22 protein-coding genes are annotated in these 23413 nt (G+C 47.7%); 7 read left to right on the forward strand and 15 right to left on the reverse strand.

All coding sequences use genetic code 11. The features are described from left to right. Window positions 1-98: 98 nt before the first annotated feature. Entirely contained in the window at window positions 99-1241 is a 1143-nt protein-coding gene (locus ONB37_10215; protein MDZ7400526.1) for a THUMP domain-containing protein, read from the forward strand. A 252-nt stretch (window positions 1242-1493) separates the two neighbouring features. Here the strand turns inward: ONB37_10215 and ONB37_10220 are convergent, their stop codons facing one another. The 15 genes from ONB37_10220 to ONB37_10290 all read right to left on the reverse strand — a co-directional run bounded on the left by ONB37_10220 (window position 1494) and on the right by ONB37_10290 (window position 14844). Next, window positions 1494-2261 carry a type III pantothenate kinase gene (locus ONB37_10220; protein ID MDZ7400527.1) on the reverse strand — a complete coding sequence of 256 codons (768 nt, stop codon included), beginning with the start codon at window positions 2259-2261 and terminating at the stop codon, window positions 1494-1496. 7 nt (window positions 2262-2268) lie between these two features. Beyond that, window positions 2269-3147: a biotin--[acetyl-CoA-carboxylase] ligase gene (locus ONB37_10225; GenBank protein MDZ7400528.1), complete on the reverse strand. Its 879-nt coding sequence runs from the start codon at window positions 3145-3147 to the stop codon at window positions 2269-2271. 5 nt (window positions 3148-3152) lie between these two features. Further along, window positions 3153-4082 (reverse strand): site-specific tyrosine recombinase XerD, encoded by a 930-nt coding sequence (xerD, locus tag ONB37_10230; protein ID MDZ7400529.1) that lies wholly within the window; start codon window positions 4080-4082, stop codon window positions 3153-3155. A 69-nt stretch (window positions 4083-4151) separates the two neighbouring features. After that, complete coding sequence (locus tag ONB37_10235; GenBank protein ID MDZ7400530.1) at window positions 4152-4823, reverse strand: hypothetical protein; 672 nt, start codon at window positions 4821-4823, stop codon at window positions 4152-4154. Continuing rightward, window positions 4820-5272 carry a hypothetical protein gene (locus ONB37_10240; GenBank protein MDZ7400531.1) on the reverse strand — a complete coding sequence of 151 codons (453 nt, stop codon included), beginning with the start codon at window positions 5270-5272 and terminating at the stop codon, window positions 4820-4822. Before ONB37_10240 ends, ONB37_10235 begins: the two co-directional genes overlap by 4 nt. A gap of 7 nt (window positions 5273-5279) precedes the next feature. Then, on the reverse strand, window positions 5280-5483 hold the full coding sequence (locus tag ONB37_10245) for a cold shock domain-containing protein (GenBank protein ID MDZ7400532.1): 204 nt from the start codon (window positions 5481-5483) through the stop codon (window positions 5280-5282). 401 nt (window positions 5484-5884) lie between these two features. Then, window positions 5885-6559, reverse strand: a complete 675-nt coding sequence (gene rpe, locus ONB37_10250; GenBank protein MDZ7400533.1) for a ribulose-phosphate 3-epimerase — start codon at window positions 6557-6559, stop codon at window positions 5885-5887. An 84-nt stretch (window positions 6560-6643) separates the two neighbouring features. After that, entirely contained in the window at window positions 6644-7408 is a 765-nt protein-coding gene (locus tag ONB37_10255) for a PASTA domain-containing protein (protein ID MDZ7400534.1), read from the reverse strand. 15 nt (window positions 7409-7423) lie between these two features. Then, window positions 7424-8752 carry a 16S rRNA (cytosine(967)-C(5))-methyltransferase RsmB gene (rsmB, locus tag ONB37_10260; protein MDZ7400535.1) on the reverse strand — a complete coding sequence of 443 codons (1329 nt, stop codon included), beginning with the start codon at window positions 8750-8752 and terminating at the stop codon, window positions 7424-7426. Between the two features lie 97 nt (window positions 8753-8849). Beyond that, window positions 8850-9779, reverse strand: coding sequence for a methionyl-tRNA formyltransferase (fmt, locus tag ONB37_10265; protein ID MDZ7400536.1), 930 nt, complete (start codon window positions 9777-9779; stop codon window positions 8850-8852). Window positions 9780-9897: 118 nt separating this feature from the next. Further along, window positions 9898-10428, reverse strand: coding sequence for a peptide deformylase (gene def / locus ONB37_10270; GenBank protein ID MDZ7400537.1), 531 nt, complete (start codon window positions 10426-10428; stop codon window positions 9898-9900). 89 nt (window positions 10429-10517) lie between these two features. After that, window positions 10518-10838 carry a preprotein translocase subunit YajC gene (gene yajC / locus ONB37_10275; protein MDZ7400538.1) on the reverse strand — a complete coding sequence of 107 codons (321 nt, stop codon included), beginning with the start codon at window positions 10836-10838 and terminating at the stop codon, window positions 10518-10520. 12 nt (window positions 10839-10850) lie between these two features. Further along, on the reverse strand, window positions 10851-12041 hold the full coding sequence (tgt, locus tag ONB37_10280) for a tRNA guanosine(34) transglycosylase Tgt (GenBank protein ID MDZ7400539.1): 1191 nt from the start codon (window positions 12039-12041) through the stop codon (window positions 10851-10853). Window positions 12042-12688: 647 nt separating this feature from the next. Next, entirely contained in the window at window positions 12689-14044 is a 1356-nt protein-coding gene (gene radA, locus ONB37_10285; GenBank protein MDZ7400540.1) for a DNA repair protein RadA, read from the reverse strand. Window positions 14045-14295: 251 nt separating this feature from the next. Next, the gene (locus ONB37_10290; protein ID MDZ7400541.1) at window positions 14296-14844 is read right to left on the reverse strand and encodes a D-lyxose/D-mannose family sugar isomerase; all 549 of its coding nucleotides are present in this window, start codon (window positions 14842-14844) and stop codon (window positions 14296-14298) included. A 566-nt stretch (window positions 14845-15410) separates the two neighbouring features. On the opposite strand from ONB37_10290, the gene ONB37_10295 reads away from it, so the two are divergent. The 6 genes from ONB37_10295 (at window position 15411) to ONB37_10320 (ending at window position 23372) form a co-directional block, all read left to right on the forward strand. Beyond that, the gene (locus ONB37_10295; protein ID MDZ7400542.1) at window positions 15411-16349 is read left to right on the forward strand and encodes a radical SAM protein; all 939 of its coding nucleotides are present in this window, start codon (window positions 15411-15413) and stop codon (window positions 16347-16349) included. Between the two features lie 404 nt (window positions 16350-16753). Further along, on the forward strand, window positions 16754-18376 hold the full coding sequence (locus tag ONB37_10300) for a hypothetical protein (protein ID MDZ7400543.1): 1623 nt from the start codon (window positions 16754-16756) through the stop codon (window positions 18374-18376). A 126-nt stretch (window positions 18377-18502) separates the two neighbouring features. Next, window positions 18503-19510 (forward strand): diphosphomevalonate decarboxylase, encoded by a 1008-nt coding sequence (mvaD, locus tag ONB37_10305; GenBank protein ID MDZ7400544.1) that lies wholly within the window; start codon window positions 18503-18505, stop codon window positions 19508-19510. Between the two features lie 592 nt (window positions 19511-20102). Continuing rightward, entirely contained in the window at window positions 20103-20645 is a 543-nt protein-coding gene (gene idi / locus ONB37_10310) for an isopentenyl-diphosphate Delta-isomerase (GenBank protein MDZ7400545.1), read from the forward strand. 239 nt (window positions 20646-20884) lie between these two features. After that, on the forward strand, window positions 20885-22531 hold the full coding sequence (locus tag ONB37_10315; GenBank protein MDZ7400546.1) for a lectin like domain-containing protein: 1647 nt from the start codon (window positions 20885-20887) through the stop codon (window positions 22529-22531). 22 nt (window positions 22532-22553) lie between these two features. After that, window positions 22554-23372 carry a glycerophosphodiester phosphodiesterase family protein gene (locus ONB37_10320; protein MDZ7400547.1) on the forward strand — a complete coding sequence of 273 codons (819 nt, stop codon included), beginning with the start codon at window positions 22554-22556 and terminating at the stop codon, window positions 23370-23372. Window positions 23373-23413 lie beyond the last annotated feature (41 nt).

The following is a 23413-nucleotide window of genomic DNA, read 5'->3' on the forward strand; positions in this document are numbered from 1 at the left end:
AAAGCCATTCCAGATGATCATATTGAGAGACTAAGCAGCTTTGAACCATTTTCCCAAATTCGCAAGAAAAAAGGTTACATTGATTGGACGAGAGCCACATGACGTTCGAATATCAAAAATCGTTTCGCTTCTTTGCGCAAATCGCAGGGGGATTAGAAGAATTGGGGTGTCAGGAATTATCCGAGCTCGGCGCTGAGGAGATCGACCCTGCGTTTCGCGGTATCTATTTTTCGGCTGATCATGCCACCTTGTATCGCGTTAATTATTGCTCTCGCCTCATCACTCGCGTGCTTGCCCCGCTTATCACATTCGATTGCCCCGATGAGCTGACATTGTACCGAGTCGCAAGAAGCATTGATTGGAGCAAATTGTTTTCGATCCATCATCGTTTCGCCATATTTGCCAACATCTCGCATAGCAAGATCACCCATTCTCAATTTGCCAGCCTGCGGCTGAAGGACGCCGTCGCCGATGCCTTTCGCGATGCGACTGGCGAGCGGCCCAGTGTCGACCGTGAAAATCCCGATGTTTGGATTAACCTCCATATCGAATCTGATCAAGCCACTATCAGCATTGATGCTTCTGGAGGATCGCTGCATCGGCGCGGGTATCGGAAACGATCGGTCGAAGCGCCCATGCAGGAGACGGTCGCGGCAGCCATAATTCGTTATGCAGAATGGGTTGGCCAAAGACCACTCTATGATCCCTTATGCGGATCTGGCACCTTGCTGTGCGAAGCGCTTATGGCCTATTGTCAGGTTCCTGCTGGCTATTTGCGCGACCGATTCGGGTTCCAAATGCTCCCTGATTTCCAAGCTGACATTTGGCGACAAATTAAAAACCAAGCCGATCAGCAAATGCAGGCACTGCCCGATGGATTGATCGCTGGCAGCGATATCTCTCATAAAGCGATTCAAGCTGCAACAACCAACATTCATAGCCTTCCATTTGGAAACCGTGTCCATTTATCGATCATGGATTTCAAAGACATCGCTAACCTGACCGACAACACCATTCTGTGTAACCCACCCTACGGCATTCGGCTCGGCGATCCGCAAAATTTGGGACAATTTTATAAGGCGTTGGGCGATTTTCTGAAGAAGAAATGCCAGGGAGCGACAGCGTACATTTATTTTGGTAATCGAACGATGCTGAAGCATATTGGCCTTCGACCCGCATGGAAGAAACCCCTGGAAAACGGTGGGATTGATGGCCGGCTGGCAAAATTTATTCTATACTGAAGCCCTTTCAATCGTCCTCCCTTAAGCTGAGCTCCTCTTTTCATTGTTGAAAACAGGATCTATCAATGAGATCCAAAAGAAGAGGGTGATCTTTAAAATGCTTCAGTTTGTGACTCGTGACTTTAAACCAATCGACAGAATCGTTGTGGGGATCTGTCTCGAAGTTGCCCGATCGAGACGCAGCAGATCGCTACGATGCTGATGTCAGAATCAAAGGATTGCCTGCTGCAATTCTTCTTTCTTGCCATCCCTTTAACTACTCACTTGCTCATAAATCAAACGCAAGCCATCGAGGGTGAGAAACGGTTCGACGCGTTCGATTTTATGAGTATAGGGAGCTACAACAGTGGCGAGACCGCCGGTGGCAATCGTGCGGACAGGATTGCCAAGCTGTCGCTCGATCCGGTCGATCAACCCATTGATCAATTCGACCGTGCCGAACATTAAGCCGGACTGGATGCTGGTCTCGGTGGTTGTGCCGATCACGGACGGAGGGAATTTCAATTCTACTTTAGGCAGGCGAGCGGCTCGTTGATGCAACACCGAAGCGGTTAGCTCAATGCCTGGGGCGATGATCCCGCCCAAATATTCGTTATTTTTCGAAACGACATCAAAGGTGGTGGCAGTGCCAAAATCGAGGACCACCAAAGGGCCGCCGAAGAAATGATAGCCAGCGACGGCATTACAAATCCGATCGGCGCCAACGGATCGGGGGTCATCATACAAGATCTTCAATTTCAAAGGTAATTCAGAGCTCACTTCAACTGGCTTCAAATTCAGATGTTGCTCCAGCAATCTGGTGAACACTGGCGTCAGGTTGGGGACGACGGAAGAAATGGCAGCCCCAGTTAATCGATCAGGTTGGATGCCGCTTGCGCGCAGCATCGCCGAGAGCATGATCCAGCACTCATCGCTGGTACGCCCTGTCTGGCTGGACAACCGCCAATGCGCCTTCAACTGCGTCCCTTCATATATGCCGACTACCACATTAGTGTTGCCGATATCAATCGTTACCAGCATAGCCCTCCTAAAATAGCAAGTCTCCCGTGACAATTTTCTTCAGCTCACCATCCCTGGTCCGCAACATAAGACAGCCCTGTTCATTCAGATCTTCGAAAATGCCCTCAAGCCGTTCATCGTCCTGGATGATGGTGACCTGTTTCCCTAAATGCGGACAGCGTTTTTTCCAATTGGAAATGATGGGCGCAAAGCCCTGATGTTGCATGGTTTGATAATTTTTTTCGAGCTGAAGTAGGATTTCGGCCAATAGCTCGGAGCGGTCAATTCGCAAATTCGATTCTGCCCGCAACGATGTCGCCCGATCACGGAACTCCTCAGGGAACTCGTGTGGTTTATGATGGACATTGATGCCGATCCCAAGGATAATAAAGCGAATTTTGCCATTTTGGAACTCAGCCTCAGAGAGAATGCCACAGATCTTTTTGCCATTGAGCAATAGATCGTTGGGCCATTTCACTTCTGGCTTTAGGCCAGTGAAATTTTCGATCCCCTCTGCAACGGCAACCCCTGCAAGAAACGGGATTAACCCGACCTGATCAGAAACGATGTTGGGCCGCAAGACGACAGAAAACCACAGTCCTTTGTTGAACGGTGACTCCCAACGCCGATTTTTTCGTCCTCGTCCCCGAACCTGTTGCTCAGCAATGACCAAAGTCCCCTCCGGCTCCCCCTGGATTGCTCGATTGTGAGCGAACTCGTTGGTCGAACCGATACTCCAGAACGAGTAGATCTTCTTTGCAAACAGCTCAGTTTTTATCACCGATTTCAATTTATCTTCAGATAAAAGATCGAAACCCGCTTTATCCTTCATGGCTCGCTCTGCTCCCACTTGATCCAGGTCCTGCTTTCTTAAAATGATTAATGAATCGACCAAAACTGCGGTCATGAGACTCACTGCGCATGTCGCTGCTTTTGACGCGCGGCATAATATTCCTTTTCGCGCGGATGAAAGGTTCGATGCACCTCCTTCAGATATTCGCGATCAAGATGCATGTATATTTGGGTGGTGGCAATATTCACATGTCCCAACATTTCCTGAACCGCTCGGAGATCGGCACCGCCTTCGATTAGATGTGTCGCGAACGAATGTCTTAGTGTATGGGGCGAGACTGGCCGAGTAATGCCCGCCTGGAGCACATATTTCCTTAGAATTTTCCAGAAGCCCATTCGGGTAAGTCCCTTACCTCGCTGGTTAAGAAACAACGTGCTCTCGTTCTCGTTTTTGAGCAGCATCGGTCGACTGCCTTGGAGATAATGCATTACAGCGGCAATGGCCTGTTCGCCAATGGGGATCAATCGAACTCGGCTCCCCTTGCCGACCACTTGAACCAGTTGATCATCCAGCATCAGATCATGCAACTTGACCGAGATCAGCTCTGAAACCCGCACGCCCGTGGCATAAGCAAATTCCAATAGTGCTCGGTCGCGGAGTCCCAGCACAGTGGACGTGTCTGCTTGCTCGATCAGCCGCGCAACTTCGGCCTGATCCAAAACCTGAGGCAGCCGCTTAGCCAACCGAGGCGAACTCATCGAATCAGTTGGATCGCTATCGGTGAGATTCTCGGTGACCAAGAAGCGATGGAACATCCGTAGCGCCGATAGATTGCGCGCGATCGTGAACGTCGAAAGATCGCCGTTGTGGAGCTGGGTGATGTAAGCGACAACATCTGCAGGCTTGACATCATTTAGCCGCTCGATCCCACGCCTCGAGAGAAAGTCGATGTATTTGACCAGGTCTGAAGCATAAGCCGAGATGGTGTTCGCTGCCAAATTGCGCTCCACCGTCAAAAAGGTGATAAAATCATCAAGCTGTTGATCCATGTGTCAATATGTTGATCCTTGCAAAACGACTGGATTGCAAAAGAACGATCGCTGGACGATGAAATGTTCCTATTTTTTGCTGGGACAGGCTTTCACGCAAATGCCGCAAATGTGAAGGTTCAAATTTTTTTTCTTGCAGAAAAAATCGAGCAATTCAAAACATTTCTGGAAATTGTGTTCGCTGGCCTGGTTGCCAATAGCCTGGACTGGACAGGCTGCCACACAGGCGTAGCAATCACCGCATTGGAAAGGCTGAGGTGCGCCATCAGGCAAGGGCAGATCGGTCAACACAGTGACCAGCCGGAGCTGAGAGCCATATTTTTTGGTGACCAGCAGATTATTTCGGCCATGCCAGCCGAGCCCTGCCTTGAGCGCCACATGGCGATGGGATACATGCCCAATCTGGCGTTTCCAGTCGATCACCTGCGAGGCTGCAATCGGCAACGCGCGATAACCCGCTTCCTGAATTCTCATGCTTAACAAGAATGCCAATTTGTCCAATTGGATATTAGCCTGTCGATAATGCCAGCTATACAACATCGTTGGATGGTCAACAATACCGTTCAGCACCGCCGAAGAGAGCGGCACGCCCATCGAGACCGCATGGGTGAGGCCTTCTAATTCCTGGGGCGAAAGATAAAATTGGGACTTCAATTCATCAATGGAACAACTTCCGTACAGCGGCACCTCATGCTGCGCACAAAATTCTGTTATGAATTTCCAGGCCTCATCCTTCGTCATGATTTGACTTCCTTTGATGAATTTAAAACATGTTCAGTAAGCGACAGGGCGATACCGCTCAGCCACACCTCTGGCCCTAAATTGGTAAAATCGCCAGATAGCACCGAGCGATCCACATTGGCGTACATGGCGCATCCAACCACGCGCTCCACAACCAAGCCAGAGACCTTCCCATTCGCCTCGCTGTAAAATGTCACCTCCCCCAGCAGCTCACTCACCACATATCCAGTGCAAAAGTGCAATTGAAGCTGAGTTAGTTTCGTATTCACTGAGATCAGATTGCCAACTCGATCTCCAATTTTGATATTAGGGTAAATCTCCAGAACCAATCTCCGATCGGTCGCAGGATCTTCCACTACGAGCCGGTAATTATTGCCCTGATATTTCCAAGCACAATTTAAAACTTTTGCAATTTCATCAATCGCAGCCTCAGTGAAAATCTCGCCCATACCAGCCTCATTTTTTCACGACATTCATTGCTTTGGGGCCTTTCTCCCCCCAGAATATCTCGAACTCGACATTCGTCCCCGGTGATAATGTCCTAAAACCCTTATCCTGAATAATGTCGGTGAAATGCACAAAAACATCCTCTCCGGTTTCGCTTTGAATGTACCCGAAACCTTTCACATCATCAAACCACTTCACCACGCCGCGATGCATTGATTTCGTTAACACCATGATCTGATCGACCCGAAAGTTGCTCTCAAGTTACTCACTCGCCACTCCAATTTGATCGCCAAAGCGCGTGACAATCGAAATTCGAATTCCTTTTTTTCAAAACTCTGAATTGATCTCTGTGAAGCTCATTTGCTCCAGAAGATGTGTTCCAGCTAATCAGATTCTGTTGCAAGATTTCAAAAACGCGATGAAATGTCATGCCTGCGCATGTAGGCATCTCTAATCTCTTACTCCTTTTGATTATTAAAAAGATTTTTGCATTTGCAGCAATGACACGGCATAATCCAATTCTCCATTTTGCAATAGAAGCTAATTGCTCAAGAAGCATTTTGTACCCTAAATTGAGAAGTATTGAAAAACTCAAAATTGAATCGTTTTCGAAATCAAATGATCAGCTCATCCTTTCTGGGAACTGCGGCTTGTAATTGTCTCACAGCATCGATGATATTGGGCTGCTGGAAAATGGCGGTTCCAGCTACCAACACATTGGCCCCAGCACGCACCACCAATGGCGCAGTTTTTGGAGAAATCCCTCCATCCACTTCGAGGTAAATATTTCGGTCCAGCTCCTTGATCATTCGGGCGATCCGAGAAATGATGGGGAGGGTCGCAGGGATAAATTCCTGTCCCCCGAATCCGGGATTGACAGTCATGACCAGAATCAAATGCACCTCAGGCAGGATCGCTTCGATCTGACAAGGGCTAGTGCCTGGATTCAATGACACCCCAGCCAATGCGCCAGTGTTTTTGATAAGCTGCACACTGCGATGAATATGGTTTACAGCCTCGATATGGACCGTGATCATGTCCGCACCCGCCTCACGAAATGCGGGGATCAGAAAATCTGGTTCTTCGACCATCAGATGCACATCTAAAAACAAATCGGTCATGCGCCGGACCGCTGCGACTATCATTGGGCCGAATGTCAGGTTAGGCACGAAATGGCCGTCCATGACATCGATATGGATCCATTTCGCCCCAGCGTCTTTCACTAAGGCGAGTTGCTCTGGCAATCGGCCGAAATCAGCCGCCAATATCGAAGGAGCAATAATGACCATTAACTTTTATCCTCACCATCTCATGATGCTTCGTCCCACGACCATTTGCAATAACCCAGGCCAGCAATCCAACATTCGAATTGCTCAGTCGCGGCCAGGCAGGCTACTCACCCACAGCCGAACCAATTCGCCGCGTGGCACCTGCTCTTTTGCCCGAGGAAATTGATCGATCACGGTCTCTGGGAGTAGATCCGATTTTTCCTCGTAAAAAATTTCGCCGACGCTCAGGCCGTTATTGGCAATAACCCGTTGCGCATCAGTCAAATTCATCCCCACCAAATCAGGAACCACCACCAGTTCGGCGTTCGATATAACCGTGAAATTTACTGTGGTGCCGATCTTGACTTCGCTGCCAGCCGGAATGCTTTGAGCAACCACTTTTCCCACCAATAAATAATTGCTGCTATCCGACGGCTCATAATAAATCTTACCAACAGTCAGATCGAGATTTTCGAGCATGAAAATAGCATTTCGCTCTGATTCTCCGATCAGGCGCGGCATCGTAACAGTTGGCTCCCCTTTGCTGACGATCACATAAATCCGACGGCCTTTTTTCACCGTCGCCCCAGGCCTCGGATTTTGAGACATAATCGTCCCAATGGGGAACTCGCTTTTGGAATCGAACTTCTTCGCCTCTTCGACGATTTTAAGATCGAGGCGATCTAATAATTCGCGCGCATCTTCATAGAATAGATTGGTCAGATCTGGGACCGTGATCGATTGGCCATGACGGGTATACAACGGCATCACGATTTTATCAATAATCAAATAGAACAGGAGCAATCCGATAAAAATCTTTCCGATTGCCTTAGCGATACGATTCCAGTCCAAGTCTTTCAAAGGTATCATGCTTTTTCCCCTGCTTCACGATTTCCTCAATCGAACCGCAAACGATCCATCCATTCCATGCACATGGGGAAGCGTCAAAATATAACCTTCCGGCGTGGTCACCGAGCCCGGAACAAAGCGCGATGCGGGCTCAATAGAAAACTCTGGCCGTTGTTTAAGGAATTGTTCGATGATTTGCTGATTTTCAGCTGGCTCAATGGTGCAGGTACAATAGACCATCACCCCGCCTGGTTTCAGCAACGTCGCAGCATTGTGGATCAATTGCATTTGAAGTTGAACTAACTCTTGGATTTGTTCTGGCGTTCGTTTCCAGCGGAGGTCTACCCGCTTGGCCAGCACCCCCAATCCAGAACACGGCGCATCCAAAATCAACCGATCAACTGGCTCACAGTGGAACTTTGTACCATCAGCAAGGATCGGGTGCACTGATTTTAATCCCAGTCGATCGCGGTTTTTGGCTACCAAATTGAGGCGAGATTCGTTTACATCGACCGCGATAATGTGGCTACTGTCTTGCGTCAACTCCGCGATGTAACTGGCTTTCCCCCCAGGGGCAGCACAAAGATCGATAATCCGCTCGCCAGGCTCAGGTTGCAACAACTGGCACGCCAACCCAGCACTGACATCCTGAACTGAGAAATATCCCTGTTGGAAGGGCGAAAAATTCCACAGATTGGTTAAGTGATCGACATACAAAAAATCACTCAGATATTCCGTCGCTTGGGCTGTTATCTTGTCTCGAGCTAACATCTCCTGAAGTTTAGCTGGCTCCGATTTTAAGCGGTTTACGCGGATCGATAATTGAGGATTCACATTATTAGCCTGACAAAGGGCTAAGGTTGCATCTCTCCCCCATTGATTGATCCACCGCTCTACCAACCATTCAGGGTGCGAGTAGCGAATCGCTATGGCAGCGATGGGATCTCGATCCACATCTGGATATTCCACAGACGGCAATCCCTTTTGCACTGCGCGGAGCACCGCATTGATCTTCCGCGCCCAGAATTTCCCCCCCTTTTTCTTGCCCAGCTCCACAGCCTCGTTGATTACGGCATAAGCAGGAACTTTATCAAGGAAGAGCAATTGATAGCACGCAGCATCAAGGATATAGTGCACAAATCGAGGAGCCTTGCCATAGTTTCCCTGATAAAATTTCGATACAATCCATTCCAGACGTTTGCGCCAGCGAACGGTCCCATAAAAAATCTGTTGAATCAAGGCGCGGTCCAATTCGCTATATTGCGATCGGCGCATCTCAGATTCGTATAGCAAATCCGCATAAGCATCGCTTTGATCGAGACGATCGAGCAGTTTGAGGACACAATGGCGCGGAGCTAACTTCATAAGTGAGTTCATATTTTCTGTGGAACTACCCTCTATCAACTTCAGTCATCGCACGGAACCGGCGAAAGAATTATCTCAAACGTACCCATTCGGCCCGCTAATTCAGTAACTCCCCGATCCGCAGCCGATGACCCCGAAGATATTCTGCGGTAGACATCCTCCGCTTGTTTTCCGGTTGAAGCTCGGTGATTGCCAGCACACCTCTTCCTGTTGCAACGAAGATAGCCTCTTTATTGATATCGATGATCTGTCCTGGCAAACCAGGAGCAGCTACATCAGGCGTCACGACGTGAGCCCGACAAATTTTCAATTCTTGATTTTGATAATACGTGAATGCTCGCGGGAGCGGCGAAAGCCCGCGAATCAAATTATAGATGGCAAGAGAATCTTTCTGCCAATCAATATGGCAAATTTCTCGGGTGATTTTAGGGGCACGAGTGACCTCCCCTTGTTGCGGATGGCGTGGTGCCCGCCCACTTTCAATCAAATCCACTGTTTCCAGCAGCAAATCAGCGCCAATTAGACTCAACCGATCATGCAGCTCGCCAGCGGTCTCATCGGGAGAAATGGGAATAGCTCGCTGCAAGATCCAATTCCCCGCATCTACCTGTTGTTCGATAAAAAAAGTGGTCACCCCCGTTTCACTTTCACCATTAATAATGGCCCAATTAATGGGCGCTGCTCCGCGATACTTCGGCAATAAGGAAGCATGTAAATTAATTGCCCCTTGGCTTGGAATTGTAAAAACCGCTGTTGGCAAAATGCGAAACGCCACCACAACATATAGATCTGCCGGTATCTGCCTGAGCGCTGCAATAAACGAATCCTCCGAGAGCTTCTCTGGGGTTAGGACTGGAATACCGTGGCGTTGTGCGACCTGCTTGACCGGCGTTGGAGAGAGCTTTAAGCCTCGCCCCACTGGCTTATCCGGCCCAGTCACGACTGCCAGCACCCGATGGTGGCTGGCAATCAGTTTTTCCAAGCTGGGGATCGCAAATTCTGGTGTTCCCATGAATAGGATATTCATCTATCCGCCCTTTTTCATATATCGATCCAGAGAACTGTTGCGTCAGCCGAAATATCGCCATGATGAAAATTCAATTCGCCCGCCAGCTATCTGAAGGATAGCTACGGACGGTCCGCAACTAAGCGACTTCTTTCATGAGCATCATTTCTTCATCTGCAATGGCTTTCAGCTCTTTTTTGAGCATTTGCTTTTTCAATGGACTGATGCGATCGATGAACAAGACGCCGTTCAAATGATCAATTTCATGTTGCAGGACTCGGGCCAGCAAGCCATCGAAGTCATCCTCATGATTTGCGCCATCGACAGTCTGATAGCGAAGCCTGATTTTTTCAGGACGCTTCACCTCGGCACGGATCTCGGGGATGCTTAAACAGCCTTCTTCTAAAACCGATTCGCCCTCCGCCGCGAGGATGACAGGATTGATATATGCTGTTGGCTTGCCGTCTTCAAAAATTAAGCTATGATCGACCACCAGCAGCGCGATCGATTCCGCCACTTGAGGTGCCGCTAAACCAATGCCACCTTCAACCTGCATGGTCAAGATCATATTCTCGATCAATTTTTCAATCCATGGGTCGATCTTTTCCACTTTTTTGGCCTTCATCCGCAAAATCGGATTGCCGTATTTTATGATTCTCAATTTCTCCATTTTCCATCGTCTATCGAAGTTCAGTGGGCGGATATGATATCTCTTTGAATCAGTGAGTCGCACAATCGCCCAAATTCTCGTTCCTCAAATTACGCCTTCTCTACGACCTGTGCTACCGAGCTCTTTACCAGTTCAATCTTGGTATTATCATCGATTTTCACGACAACCGTATTCTCTTTGTCTTTGACGCTTAAAACCGTTCCATAAATACCACCAGCAGTGATGATCTTATCCCCCTTCTTAAGGGCATCAAGCATCATGCGATGCTGCTTTTGTCTTTTGGCCTGTGGGCGAAAAATAAGAAAATACATGATCGCAAAGATCAAAATAATCGGCAACCACAATGCCAATGGATTGGCCTGTCCCTGGCCACTTGCCGGTCCAGCCATGAGTAGAACGAAATTTAACACCTATTTTCCTCCTCAAATTGATACATGATGATGAATTGAATTGATATGATTGTCCCTTGTGTCTTCTATAACCATGGCGCTGTCTGAAAAATAGCGTGCCAGAAATTGATTTTTCCACTCCGAGTATCGATCCTCTAAGATCGCTTGTCTTGCCCGGCGCATCAGTTCCAAATAAAAATACAAATTATGGAGACTAACCAGCCGCATTCCTAAAATCTCTTCCGCCTTAAATAAATGCCGAATATATGCTCGGGTAAAGTTTCGACAGGTATAACAACAGCAAGCCTCGTCGATCGGCCGAAAATCGTCTTTATAGGTAGCATTTTTGACCACCAATGGGCCATCGAACGTGAATGCCGTACCTTTTCGTCCATTGCGCGTTGGCATCACACAATCGAACATATCCACTCCCATTTCGATCGCTTGCACCAGGTCCTCTGGTTTGCCGACACCCATCAGATAGCGCGGCTTATTCTCGGGCAAAATTTCAGTACAAATCTGCGTCATCTCGAACATTGCATCCTTTGGTTCCCCGACCGATAAACCGCCGATCGCGTATCCTGGGAAATCCATTTCTACCAGCGCATTGGCACTGTGCCTTCGGACTTCAGCATATGTGCTGCCCTGTACAATGGCAAACAACGCTTGGTCATAGCCGTAGAGCGGATCACTGTTTCGAAAGGCCTCCAACGAGCGACGCGCCCAATCCAGCGTGATCTCGTTGGATTGGATGGCCTGATCTAACGGGCATGGATAGGTTGTGCATTCATCCAGCACCATCATAATATCAGAGCCCAATTTGCGCTGAATTTGAATCACCCGCTCTGGCGTAAAAAAATGATATGACCCATCGAGATGCGATTGGAACTGCACTCCTTCGAACTTAACTTTATTCAAATCTGCCAGGCTGAAGACTTGATACCCGCCGCTATCCGTAAGTATTGGCCGCGGCCAACTCATAAAACGATGCAAACCGCCGGCGAAGTGGATCAGATCTTCTCCGGGGCGCAGATAAAGATGATAAGTATTCCCCAATATGATTTGAGCCCCAATTTGTTCCAATTCATCTGGAGAAAGCGTCTTCACCGTGCCTTGCGTTCCCACTGGCATGAAAATGGGCGTTATGACCTCGCCGTGCGCCAGAATAATTCTTCCCGCCCGAGCAGAAGTTAAACGATCTTTTTTTTCTAATTCGAACTTCAAAATAGATTATCGGATCTCATAATTCATGTTTAATTATCCATCAGCCATCAGGCGATCTCCAATGATCGACTTTGACATGTGATAATTATCGGTTATCAAATAAAACGATTGGCAATTTCCTCATGGTCTCATTCATGAAGAAGCAGCACGATGTTAAAGGACATTATCCATAGCTAACAACCTTTTCAAGGCTTGTAATGGCTTCTTCCGCTGCTTCCAAATTCATAACCGATTTTGAAATGCTGAGGCTCGTCCTTTGCCGTTGATTAGCGCTCGAACGAGAGCTCGAATTTTTGTCATTCCGACCGAAGGGAGAAATTAGTAAGTTCAGCAATCTAGATATAACCAGATTCCTCACTTCGTTCGGAATGACTTTTCCATTCAAGTTGAATGGTCTCCGATCAGACTCAGACATTGATGAGTGCCAGAACGAAAACCCCTCTTTTTATCATTTCGATCGCAGAAAGAAATCTTTAAATGGGACAATCTGAATGTAACCAGATTCCTCACTTCGTTCAGAATGACTTTTTTAATTCAAATGATTCGGAATGACCTTTTCCATTCAAATTGAATGGTCTCTGTTGAGACACTAATTAGATGCGAGCACTCAGTTCAGGATGCTCGATCCATTCACTGGTGCGCAGCCATTAAGCGATCAATTGCGCTACCGCTTGGGCCAATCGATCCACGGGATGGAATTTGATCCGTTCTTTGGGTTGCTTGATCGATTTCGCATTGGCAGATGGAAGAATCACTTGCTTAAAACCAAGCTTTTCAGCCTCGCTGATGCGGCGTTCAATTTGGGGCACTGGTCGGATCTCTCCAGCCAAACCGATCTCGCCGATCAGAACCACATCGGGTTGAATCACGGTGTTCTTTAGGCTCGAGGCAATGGCCATAGCGATCCCCAAATCTGCCGCAGTTTCATCGATGCGAACCCCTCCCACGGCGTTGACGAATACATCGAAGGTACCAATTCGGACGCCCACTCGCTTTTCGAGCACGGCCAGCAACATGGCTAACCGCTTTGGGTCGATACCAGTAGCGCTGCGTTGGGGCAAACCGTAATTTGAGGGACTAACTAAGGCTTGCACTTCCAAAAGAATGGGCCTTGATCCTTCCATCACACAAATGACCGATGAGCCAGAGCTATCGCCGGCTCGCTGGGCGAGGAACATCTCAGAAGGATTAGGTACTTCCTTCAACCCCCGATCGGTCATCGCAAACACGCCAATCTCATTCGTCGATCCAAATCGATTTTTCACCGCTCGGAGGATGCGAAAAAAATGATCTCGATCTCCTTCAAAGAACAACAGCGTGTCCACCGTATGCTCTAAAACCTTGGGGCCGGCGATGAAGCCGTCCTTCGTAACATGACCTACCAGAAATACGGGAATGCTTCGTTCCTTGGAGAGCCTGAGCAACTGCTGGGCACATTCACGGACCTGGCTAATACTGCCCGGCGAGCTCTCAAGTTCAGTGCGATAGATTGTCTGGATGGAATCGATCACAATCAATTGGGGATTTAGTTGATCGACCTCATGCAAAATACTACCAAGATCGTTCTCCGTCAGGACAAATAAGTGCTGGGCCGTCAGCCCTAATCGCTCGGCTCTCATTTTGATCTGAGATAGCGATTCTTCTCCCGAAACGTAGAGCACCTTAAAACTTTCATTTGCCAAGCGGGCAGCTTCCTGAAGCATCAAAGTCGATTTGCCGATCCCAGGATCGCCACCAATGAGCACCAAAGATCCATGGACGATGCCGCCGCCCAAAACCCGATTGAACTCCTGGCTGTGGCAAAGAATCCGAGGCTCTTGCTGGTATTGAATCTTGGCTAACGGCATCGCTGGAACCGCAGGCTTGATTGCCGCAGCCGGGATATCTGCTTTTGGCTCCACAGCTTCCTCAACCATGCTGTTCCAAGCCCCACATTCCGAACATCGCCCCAACCAGCGCGCCGAGACAAAGCCACAGCTCTGGCAAATATATTGGGTTTTCAACTTTTTCTGCTTCACGCTCTTAGTTGACCAATTGATTCATCTCGTTAATCCATTTGACCAGCGACGGTCATCCATGGAAGCCGACATAAGGCGATTCGCCACATTAAAAAAACGCTTGCTCACGAACTGATCCCAAATTTGGCGAGCTAAAATATAAATTATTCATTTAAAAGTCAAGAAATTTTTCCGCATCCTCATTGCCTCTCACCCTTGCTGATTACTGCTCACTGATTACTGGTCACTGATTTCTATCACTGATCACTGACTACCGGCGCTCGGGCAATCTCGGGATCAGTAAATATATCACTCTCATCACGACTTTTGGTCGAAAATTCCGAAACAATGGCTCCGTCTTTTCCAGCCTGGAACCAATGCAATGTATTGGGTTTTAGGGTATATTGGTCCCCAGGCTTCAATACCACCTCGTGCCAAACAGTGTACCATCTCTCTCTCCCTTTCGGTGGCGTGGCTTTGGGATTAGGGGTTGGCTCGCCTGGCACATAAAGATAAACTTCTCCCCAGCGGCAGCGAAATGTCTCTTCCTTGCCTGGCTCGCCTTCCACTGGCGGATGGCGATGCTCGGGACAGGTTTGCCCAGGAAACAGAACCAATTCTTTCGCACACACCCGATCGGTATTGACGTAGGTGATAATCTCCAAGCCAGTGCTTTCTAATTCGTTCAATCCGAAATCGGCCACCTCAATGGCCTGCTGCTCGACTGGTGTTAATACAATACCTGCCTTTTGGAAATACTCCAAGGTCCTCAATCGCGCTCGCTCGTACTGATCTCTGGTAATCATAAAGTCACCTCCACAGAAAAATATTTACCGGCTTACCTTATCCGTACAATCAGCTTCTTGTTTGTTTAATCGAGTTCTGCAAATTAGTTTCTGGTGCAAAATGCGAAATTAAATTCAGTCGCGTCGCTCCTGCGAATGCAGGAACATCTCTAATGGCTTTTTAAAAATCAAAACAAGTTAGAGATCAAAGATGCCTGTCCGTCAGCTAACGGACGGCATGACGTTTCAGCCTGTTTTTGGATTGTTTCAAAAGAAACAGATGAATCAATTTTGAGCCTTTGCAGAAAATGAACCGGAGAAACAATCCTCAAGATCCAAAGTTGAAAAAGAAACATTCCTTTCACGGAATCACGGTTCTCTATATTTTAGAGTTAGCCGACTACCCGATTCGTGAGCTTGCAAGCTTCGTCGAAATTGACTGAGATAGATCAATCATCGACCGACTTCGCATTTGATGACCACCGCAATCAAATTATAAGCTTGAAACTCAATTATTTTTTTCGTATATTGGGCTGCCTTTTGGAGACGGAAAATAAGCAAATCAGAAGAAAAATACAAGCAAATTTATGGGCTATCGCTATATATTTGGACCAGTTCCATCCCGCCGGCTGGGCCGCTCTCTGGGTGTAGATCTGGTCCCACACAAAACTTGCACCCTCAATTGCATCTATTGCGAATGCGGCAAAACGACGCACATGACTCTCGAGCGGGCGGAATATGTCCCTACGAATGAAGTGATCGCAGAATTGACCAAGTACCTCTCCCAAGGACCCATGCTGGATTTCGTCACTTTTTCTGGGGCTGGCGAGCCGACATTGCATAGCGGATTGGGACAGATCATAATTTTTTTAAAACAGCAATTTCCTCAATACAAAATTGCGCTGCTTACCAACGGAACACTATTTTTCCAACCTGCATTGCGCCAGGAAGTCGCCAATATCGATTTGATCCTTCCTTCGCTCGATGCCGCCGATGACCAAACCATGCGACGGATCAATCGCCCCCATCGTCTCATCACGGCTTCAAAGTTGATCTCCGGTTTGGTGGAGCTCAAAAAAATCCAGACTGGATTGATGTGGCTCGAAGTTTTTATCGTTCCTGGGATAAATGACCATCCCGACCATATTGAGAAGCTTAAGGAGGCGATTCATCAAATAAAACCCGATCTAGTGCAATTGAATTCGTTGGATCGGCCTGGGACCGAACATTGGGTTTCATCAGCGAGTTTGGAACAGCTTCAAGACATTGCTGAACGATTAGATTGGCCAATTGAAATTATCGCGAAATTTCCGATGAAAAAGGAAACTCCAGTTTATCGCGAAGATGTAGCAGCAGCGATTTTAGAAGTGATCCAGCGACGACCTGGTACAGCAGAAGATCTTTCGCAAATGTTGGGACTCCACATCACCGAGGTCAATAAATATCTCGGTCAGTTAATAGAAATGGGCGTCGTTCACACGCGACAGATGGAACGGGGGGTGTTTTATTGGGCCAAAGCCCAATAATTCAATCGATTCCTCCATCGCCAAAATTGCACAAATCTATTCCAATGGAATGATCCTTTGGCGTTCTACCCTGCGAACAATTAATTTTAAAATGGATCAAAACCGGATCGATTTTCCCTGATTTTTTCAGAAATATGAACAAATCCGATTAGAATTTGTGCTTGACTTTTACGATTCGATTCAATAGATTATGACAGCGCCATTTATTTCGGTCAGGCTGCTGGACATACTTCATCATATTTAAACGAAATACTCATCATTGAAACGCCCCAGAAATGAAAAGGTAGCTCAGAGGAAGAATGCAAATCTCTTTCGGACCAACTTCAGAGCAGCGATTTATAACCGAGCATTTTTATCGGCATTGGAATAATCGCAGTTTTTAAGCATTGGCGGGAGGAAATCGAATGGACAATCATCGTTTTAAACTCTGGCTCAAGTATTGCTTGCTAATTGCCTTTTGTTACATGCCAATGGCTAACGCAATCGCAGTGATCGGCCATGCTGATAAGGTTTTCAAAACCCCAGCGCAGCATCCAACTGGCTTGGCGTTCGACGGTAAGTTCTTCTGGCTGGCAGATGCCAGAACCTGTCTGATCTACCAGATCGACCCTGCCGATGGCCGTGTGCTTCGGCAGATGAAAGCCCCTGGCTTCGATCCACGAGGATTGGCATGGGATGGTCAACGGCTCTGGTGCGTAGATGCTGGAGAAGGTTGGATCTATGGGATTAATGTAACTACTGGGATCGCCGAAAAATTGCTTGAATCGAACTCGCCAGATCCCATCGGGCTCACATTTGATGGCGAGTTTCTCTGGCTGGTGGATAATAAAGAGAAAAAGCTGCTCAAAATCAATCGCATCGATGGCATGATGCATGAGAATATCCCAGCGCCTTCAGCCAATTCTAAAGGTCTGGCTTGGGATGGAAAATACATCTGGGTAGCGGACAACGGTGATGACATGCTCTACCGGGTGGATTCTGCTTCGGGCCAGGTGGTCACTTTTCTGCCATCAGTAGGCCCGTATCCTTATGGCCTGAGCTGGGATGGAAAAACGCTCTGGTGCGCCGATTACCAGAAGGCAGAGCTGTATCGGCTTGATCTCAGCGATCCAGATTTTATCCTCAAAAAAGACCCACGTGCTTACCGATGGGAGGTGATTCATGAATTTCGCAATTACGGCCCTGATTCGGTCGCTCAGTTAGATAGCTATATCGCGATTCCAGTCGATCTGCCAAATCAACAACTGCTCGATGGTGTGCAGTTTGAACCGCAGCCCAATGCGATTGTGATGGACCGTTGGGGACAGAAGTTGGCCCATTTTCAATTCAAGGACATTCCATCTGGGACAATCCTTCATCCGAAAATGAAAGTCAATGCGCGCTTGTATCACACCGAGTATATCATTTTTCCAGAGCGAGTTGGCAAATTGGAGGATATTCCCAAAGAAATCGCAGCAAAATATCTCTCTGATGGCATGAAGTACGATATCAATCATCCTGTCCTTCAGGAAGCGGTAAAACAGGCGGTTGGGAAAGAACGCCATCCGTATTGGATGGTAAGAAAGATCTTCGATTATATCTGCGATAAGATCGAATACAATTTGAAGCCGCTAGGTGGTTGGAATCCTGCGCCCACGGTTCTCAAGCGCGGCACTGGTTCCTGTAGTGAGTACACGTTCATTTTCATTGCCATGTGTCGCGCTGCAGGTCTGCCTGCGCGCTATGCCGGCTCAATTGTGGTAAGAAGCCAAGATAAAGGGATTGATGACGTATGGCATCGATGGGCTGAGGTCTATCTGCCCAATTACGGATGGATCCCGGTCGATGTCTCGGCTGGCGATTCCCCAATCCCTGCCAATCGCGCCAGAACCATCGGCGTGTTGCGCAATCGATATTTGATCACCACCATCGGCGGCGGTGATTCCGAGTTCTTGGAATTTTATTATAATTTCAATGCTCGATGGCAAACAGCCGGACAATGCAAGATCTATTCAAAGCAATTCGGTGAGTTTACTCCCATCGATTAACAAGCTACCAATTTTCTGATGAATGCGGTGCAATTTTCGGAATCGTCATTATGTTCCTTGGATCAATTAATGGTTTTGTAACTCGATTCAGTGCCACCGCGCAATAGGGTAACCAAAGGATGCAGCATGAAGGCCTCAGCGATCGCTCATTCCAATATCGCTCTAATTAAATATTGGGGGCGTTCCTCTCAACACGATCCCCAGCTCAACATCCCGCTGAACGATACCGTGAGCATGACGAAACACGGTCTCACAAACGGGATACATTTACAAACTCACACCACAATCGAATTTGCGCCTGAGTTGGATCGAGATATTGTGGTAGTTGAAGATCAGGAGGTGGTTGGCCGTCATTTGGAACGGGTGGTTCGAGTGGTGGACCACCTTCGCTGGCAGGCCCAGGTGAGTCACCGGTTCCGCATGGTAAGTCGGAACGATTTTCCGACCCAGGCAGGTTTGGCTTCATCCGCTTCGGCCTTCGCTGCGCTGGCGCTGGCCGCTGCTACGGCGCTGGGACTCAATTTCACTCGTGAGCAGCTCTCGACTATCGCACGATTGGGCTCTGGTTCGGCCGCCCGATCGATCCATGGCGGCTTTGTCTATTGCTATCGCGGCCAGTCGCATGAAACTGCCTATGCTGAACAAATTTGCCCGCGCAATTGCTTTGAGATGAACGCTGTGATCGCCATCGTAGACATGGGTAGGAAAACGATCACTTCTGACGAAGGACATCGGCTAGCAGCCACCAGCCCATTCAATGAAATTCGAATCCGAAAATCCCAACAGCAAGCTCAGCAAATCCGAAAATTGATCTTGGAAAATGATTTCAACGCCGTGGGACAAATGGCTGAGGCCAACTGCCTTTACATGCATGCGGTGATGATGACCTCTCAGCCATCCCTGCTTTATTGGCAGCCCACCACCCTGAAAATTATCAAAACCATCCAGCAATTGCGCGAAGCTGGGCTCCCTTGCTATTTCACGATCGATGCCGGTCCTAACGTCCATTGCTTATGCCAGCCCCAAAATATGCTGGAGCTGCAAAAAATTTTAGACAGTATTGATGGCGTTCAGAAGACAATTCTGGTCGAACCTGGCGAAGATGCGTTGGTCACAGATCAGCATCTCTTTTAGTGATTAATCCGAGCAGGATTCTGAGGCGATTAATTCCTTGAGCTGGGTTAGGCGATAAACGAGGCTCGGACCATTGAACATTTCCAACTTGTGAGAAGTTTAGTTTCAAAACTCTCAACCGAGGCTGGCCAGGTCGATTTTAATGGGCACTTCAATGGCACTTCAAATACTCATGCGCCATTACGAATTGTTTAGCACCTCATTTCATATTTTCTTGAAGGATTTTTGAAAGCTATACCTTAATTAATCCCATTCTTCGTAAATTTTCAAAACAAGAAGCCAATTCACTTTGTTTTAGGCAATTTCATTTCTGATAGCTATAAATGACCAAAGTTCGATTAAATGGATCGGAAGACCTTATTCATCAGCCAAATGGTCGTATTAAACTTCATAACCATATCGATCTTTGGACTTCTAAAATTGAACATCTTTGAATCCTAAAGGAACTTTGGAAACCAAGCACGAATTTGAACATATGAGCAGAAAAGAAACTTTGAAAAGCCTTTTGGCAAAATATCCAATTTGATGTTGTTAAAAATTCATCCTAGAATCGAATTAAAAAATGGGCAATGATAAAAGGCGGGATATAGATATGAAAGAGTATGTGATCTTAGTCGATGAGAATGATCGTGAAATTGGGATCGAAGAGAAGATCAAAGCGCATGAGGAAGCCAAATTGCATCGCGCTTTTTCGATTTTTATCTACAATTCCAAGGGACAAATGTTGTTACAGAAACGGGCTTGTGAAAAATATCATTCCGGCTGCCTGTGGACGAATGCCACCTGCAGCCATCCACGGCCCGGTGAGGACCTGATGGATGCAGCACATCGTCGCCTCCGGGAAGAAATGGGCTTTGATACCGAGTTGCAGCACGCATTCCATTTTATCTATCAAGCGGAATTCGATCACGGTTTAACCGAGCATGAATTCGATCACGTGTTCATCGGGCAATACGATGGACCAATTCAGCTCAACGCTGAGGAGGCCGAAGATTACAGATGGACAGACATGTCGGAGCTTCGGCGCGATATTGCGCTTCATCCCGATCATTACACGGTCTGGTTCAAAATTGCTTTTGAGCGGGTCCTCGATCACCTCAATCGATCAAAACCAGAGGCACTTCCCATTGCCTGATCCAGTTGAACGGCTAACGCGATAAACATGTAAAAGACTTTCATCATTCTAAATGTGACAGAGTGCTGAAAAATAGGCTAACCTCTTATCCTATCCTGCGATTTGGCGGGGAGAAATTTGTTTGATTGTTCAATTCTGTGGAAAATAGGGTTTCTTCGTTCTGCTGTGCGCCGTTTAGAAAGACACTGAATCATCAATTTTGGAGAAATCAATCGCTACCTAACTGGGGAGGATCTGAAATGCGAAAGATACTGACTATTTGCATGATTTGGATCGCGCTCCTACTTTCGGTCTCTTATCCCCAATCGCTTCCCAGATCGTTTGATCTGCGCAATGTGGATGGAAAAAATTACGTCACCAGCGTAAAGAACCAACGCGGGGGAACCTGTTGGACGCATGGTGCAATGGCAGCAATCGAGGGAAATCTGCTGATGACTGGCGTTTGGTCGGCTGCTGGTGAGCAGGATGAACCAAATCTTGCCGAGTACCATCTCGATTGGTGGAATGGCTTCAACGAGCATAATAATGACGATCTCGTTCCGCCTTACGGCGCTGGCTTGCAGGTCCATTACGGGGGCGATTATCGGATCACGGCTGCTTACCTATCCCGCGGCGAAGGTGCAGTGCGCGATATCGATGGCCAATCGTTCGACAAGCCTCCGGCGCGCCGAAGCGATAGCTACCATTACTTTTATGTGCGGGATATCGAATGGTACACTCCGAATTCCAGTTACGTTTGCAAAGACAGGATGAAAACAGCCATTATGACGCACGGCGTGCTCGGTACATGTATGTGCTACAACGGAAATTTCATCGATTATAATCTGGGTTATACCCATTATCAACCCACTTCCAGCGATTTGGACCCCAATCACGCCATCGCCATCGTGGGTTGGGATGATCAAAAACAGACCCAGTTCGAACGCCCCGGAGCTTGGCTTTGCAAGAATAGTTGGGGAGAGAACTGGGGCAACAGCGGCTATTTTTGGATCTCTTATTACGACAAACATTGCGGCGTTCACTCCGAAATGGGTGCCATCTCGTTCCAACATGTGGAACCCATGACCTACGATCATATCTATTACCATGATTATCACGGTTGGCGCAGCACACTAACTGACATCAGTGAGGCATTCAATGCTTTTTCAGCTACTGGAAACCAATGGCTCAAATCGGTGAGTTTTTTTACTGCTGCCGATCAAGTTACGTACACAATTAAAGTCTTCGATCGTTTTAGAAACGGCAATTTGATCGATGAGCTGGCGAGCGTCAGCGGTGTCATCCCATATTGCGGATTCCATACTATTGATTTGGAGCAACCGATCCCGCTGATCGCCCTCGACGATTTTTTCATTTACCTCAAGCTCTCTCATGGCGGCCAGCCAATCGACCGCACTTCCGAAGTTCCTGTGCTGTTAGGCGCATCACGACAGAACACGATCGTTATTTCTGCCGCTCATCCCGGAGAAAGCTATTATCTGGCTGCGGGTCGCTGGATGGATCTATTCGATTATCATTTTGAAGACCCTAGTTGGGATCACACCGCCAATTTTTGCATCAAGGGATTGACCACCGATGCGTCACCCGCAGACAGCAACTTCTTCCGACGTTCATTTTCTTTAGCGCAAAACTATCCCAATCCATTTAACTCAACCACCTGGATCGAATATGATCTGGCAGCCGAAGCTCGCGTCATTCTGCGCATTTTTAATGTTAGAGGACAGTTGGTCAAAACTCTGGTAGATGAATTAGAAAAGGCCGGACATTATGCTGTGCTTTGGGACGCAACGGATAGCGCCAATCGAATTGTCTCGGCTGGCATCTATTTTTATCGGATGGAGGCGGACGGCAAAACAAAATCCAAAAAGATGACTTTATTGAGATGAAATCCATTCTGTGGAATTTACCATGGATGGAATTGCAATTGCAGCTCAATTTTTACCCATTAAAATGAAATTGGAAGGGACGTCATTGCTATTTATTGCACACCGCGGAGAATCCTATGATGCTCCCGAAAATACCCTCGCTGCCATCAACCTGGCATGGCAACGGAATGTCGATGCCGTCGAAATTGATGTTCATCTTTCGCGAGATCATCACATTGTGGTGATCCATGATTCCCATACTGGCAGATTGGACGGCCAATTTCGACGCGTTCGGAACCTAAGCTTAGCCGAGTTGAAGCGCCTTGACGCTGGAAGCTATCGGGGTAGCCAATGGGAACATGAGCGGATCCCGACCCTAAGGGAAGTGCTATCAACCGTGCCCGTGTCCAAAAAGCTCCTCATCGAAATCAAGTCGGGACCAGCAATTCTAAAACCTCTTCGCCGAGAATTGGATGAGACCGATCTCTCCTCTGAGCAAATCCAGCTCATCGGTTTCGATCTGGGAGTGATGGCTCAAGCTAAAAAACTATTTTCAGAACTCAAAATTTTCTGGGTCAGAGACATTCGCTATTTTGACTGGCTCGCAAATTGGCGCTCAGAACTGCAGCGCCTCATTGATCGAGCTGTTCTCGCTCATCTGGATGGGCTGGATATATCATATTGGAAAACCATCGATGCCAGCTTCATTTTGCAGGTTAAATCGGCTGGTCTGACGCTTTATGTCTGGGTTGTGAATGAGCTGGAGGCGGCCAAGGATTTAATCGCTGCAGGTGTCGATGGCATCACCAGTGACCGCGCTTATTGGCTTGCTCAACAATTGATGAGCTGCAACATTACCTGAGGTTGGCATGATCAACTTCATCATGGGAACAATGCCCAAAA

The sequence above is a fragment of the candidate division KSB1 bacterium genome (assembly GCA_034506395.1).
Taxonomy (GTDB): domain Bacteria; phylum Zhuqueibacterota; class Zhuqueibacteria; order Thermofontimicrobiales; family Thermofontimicrobiaceae; genus Thermofontimicrobium.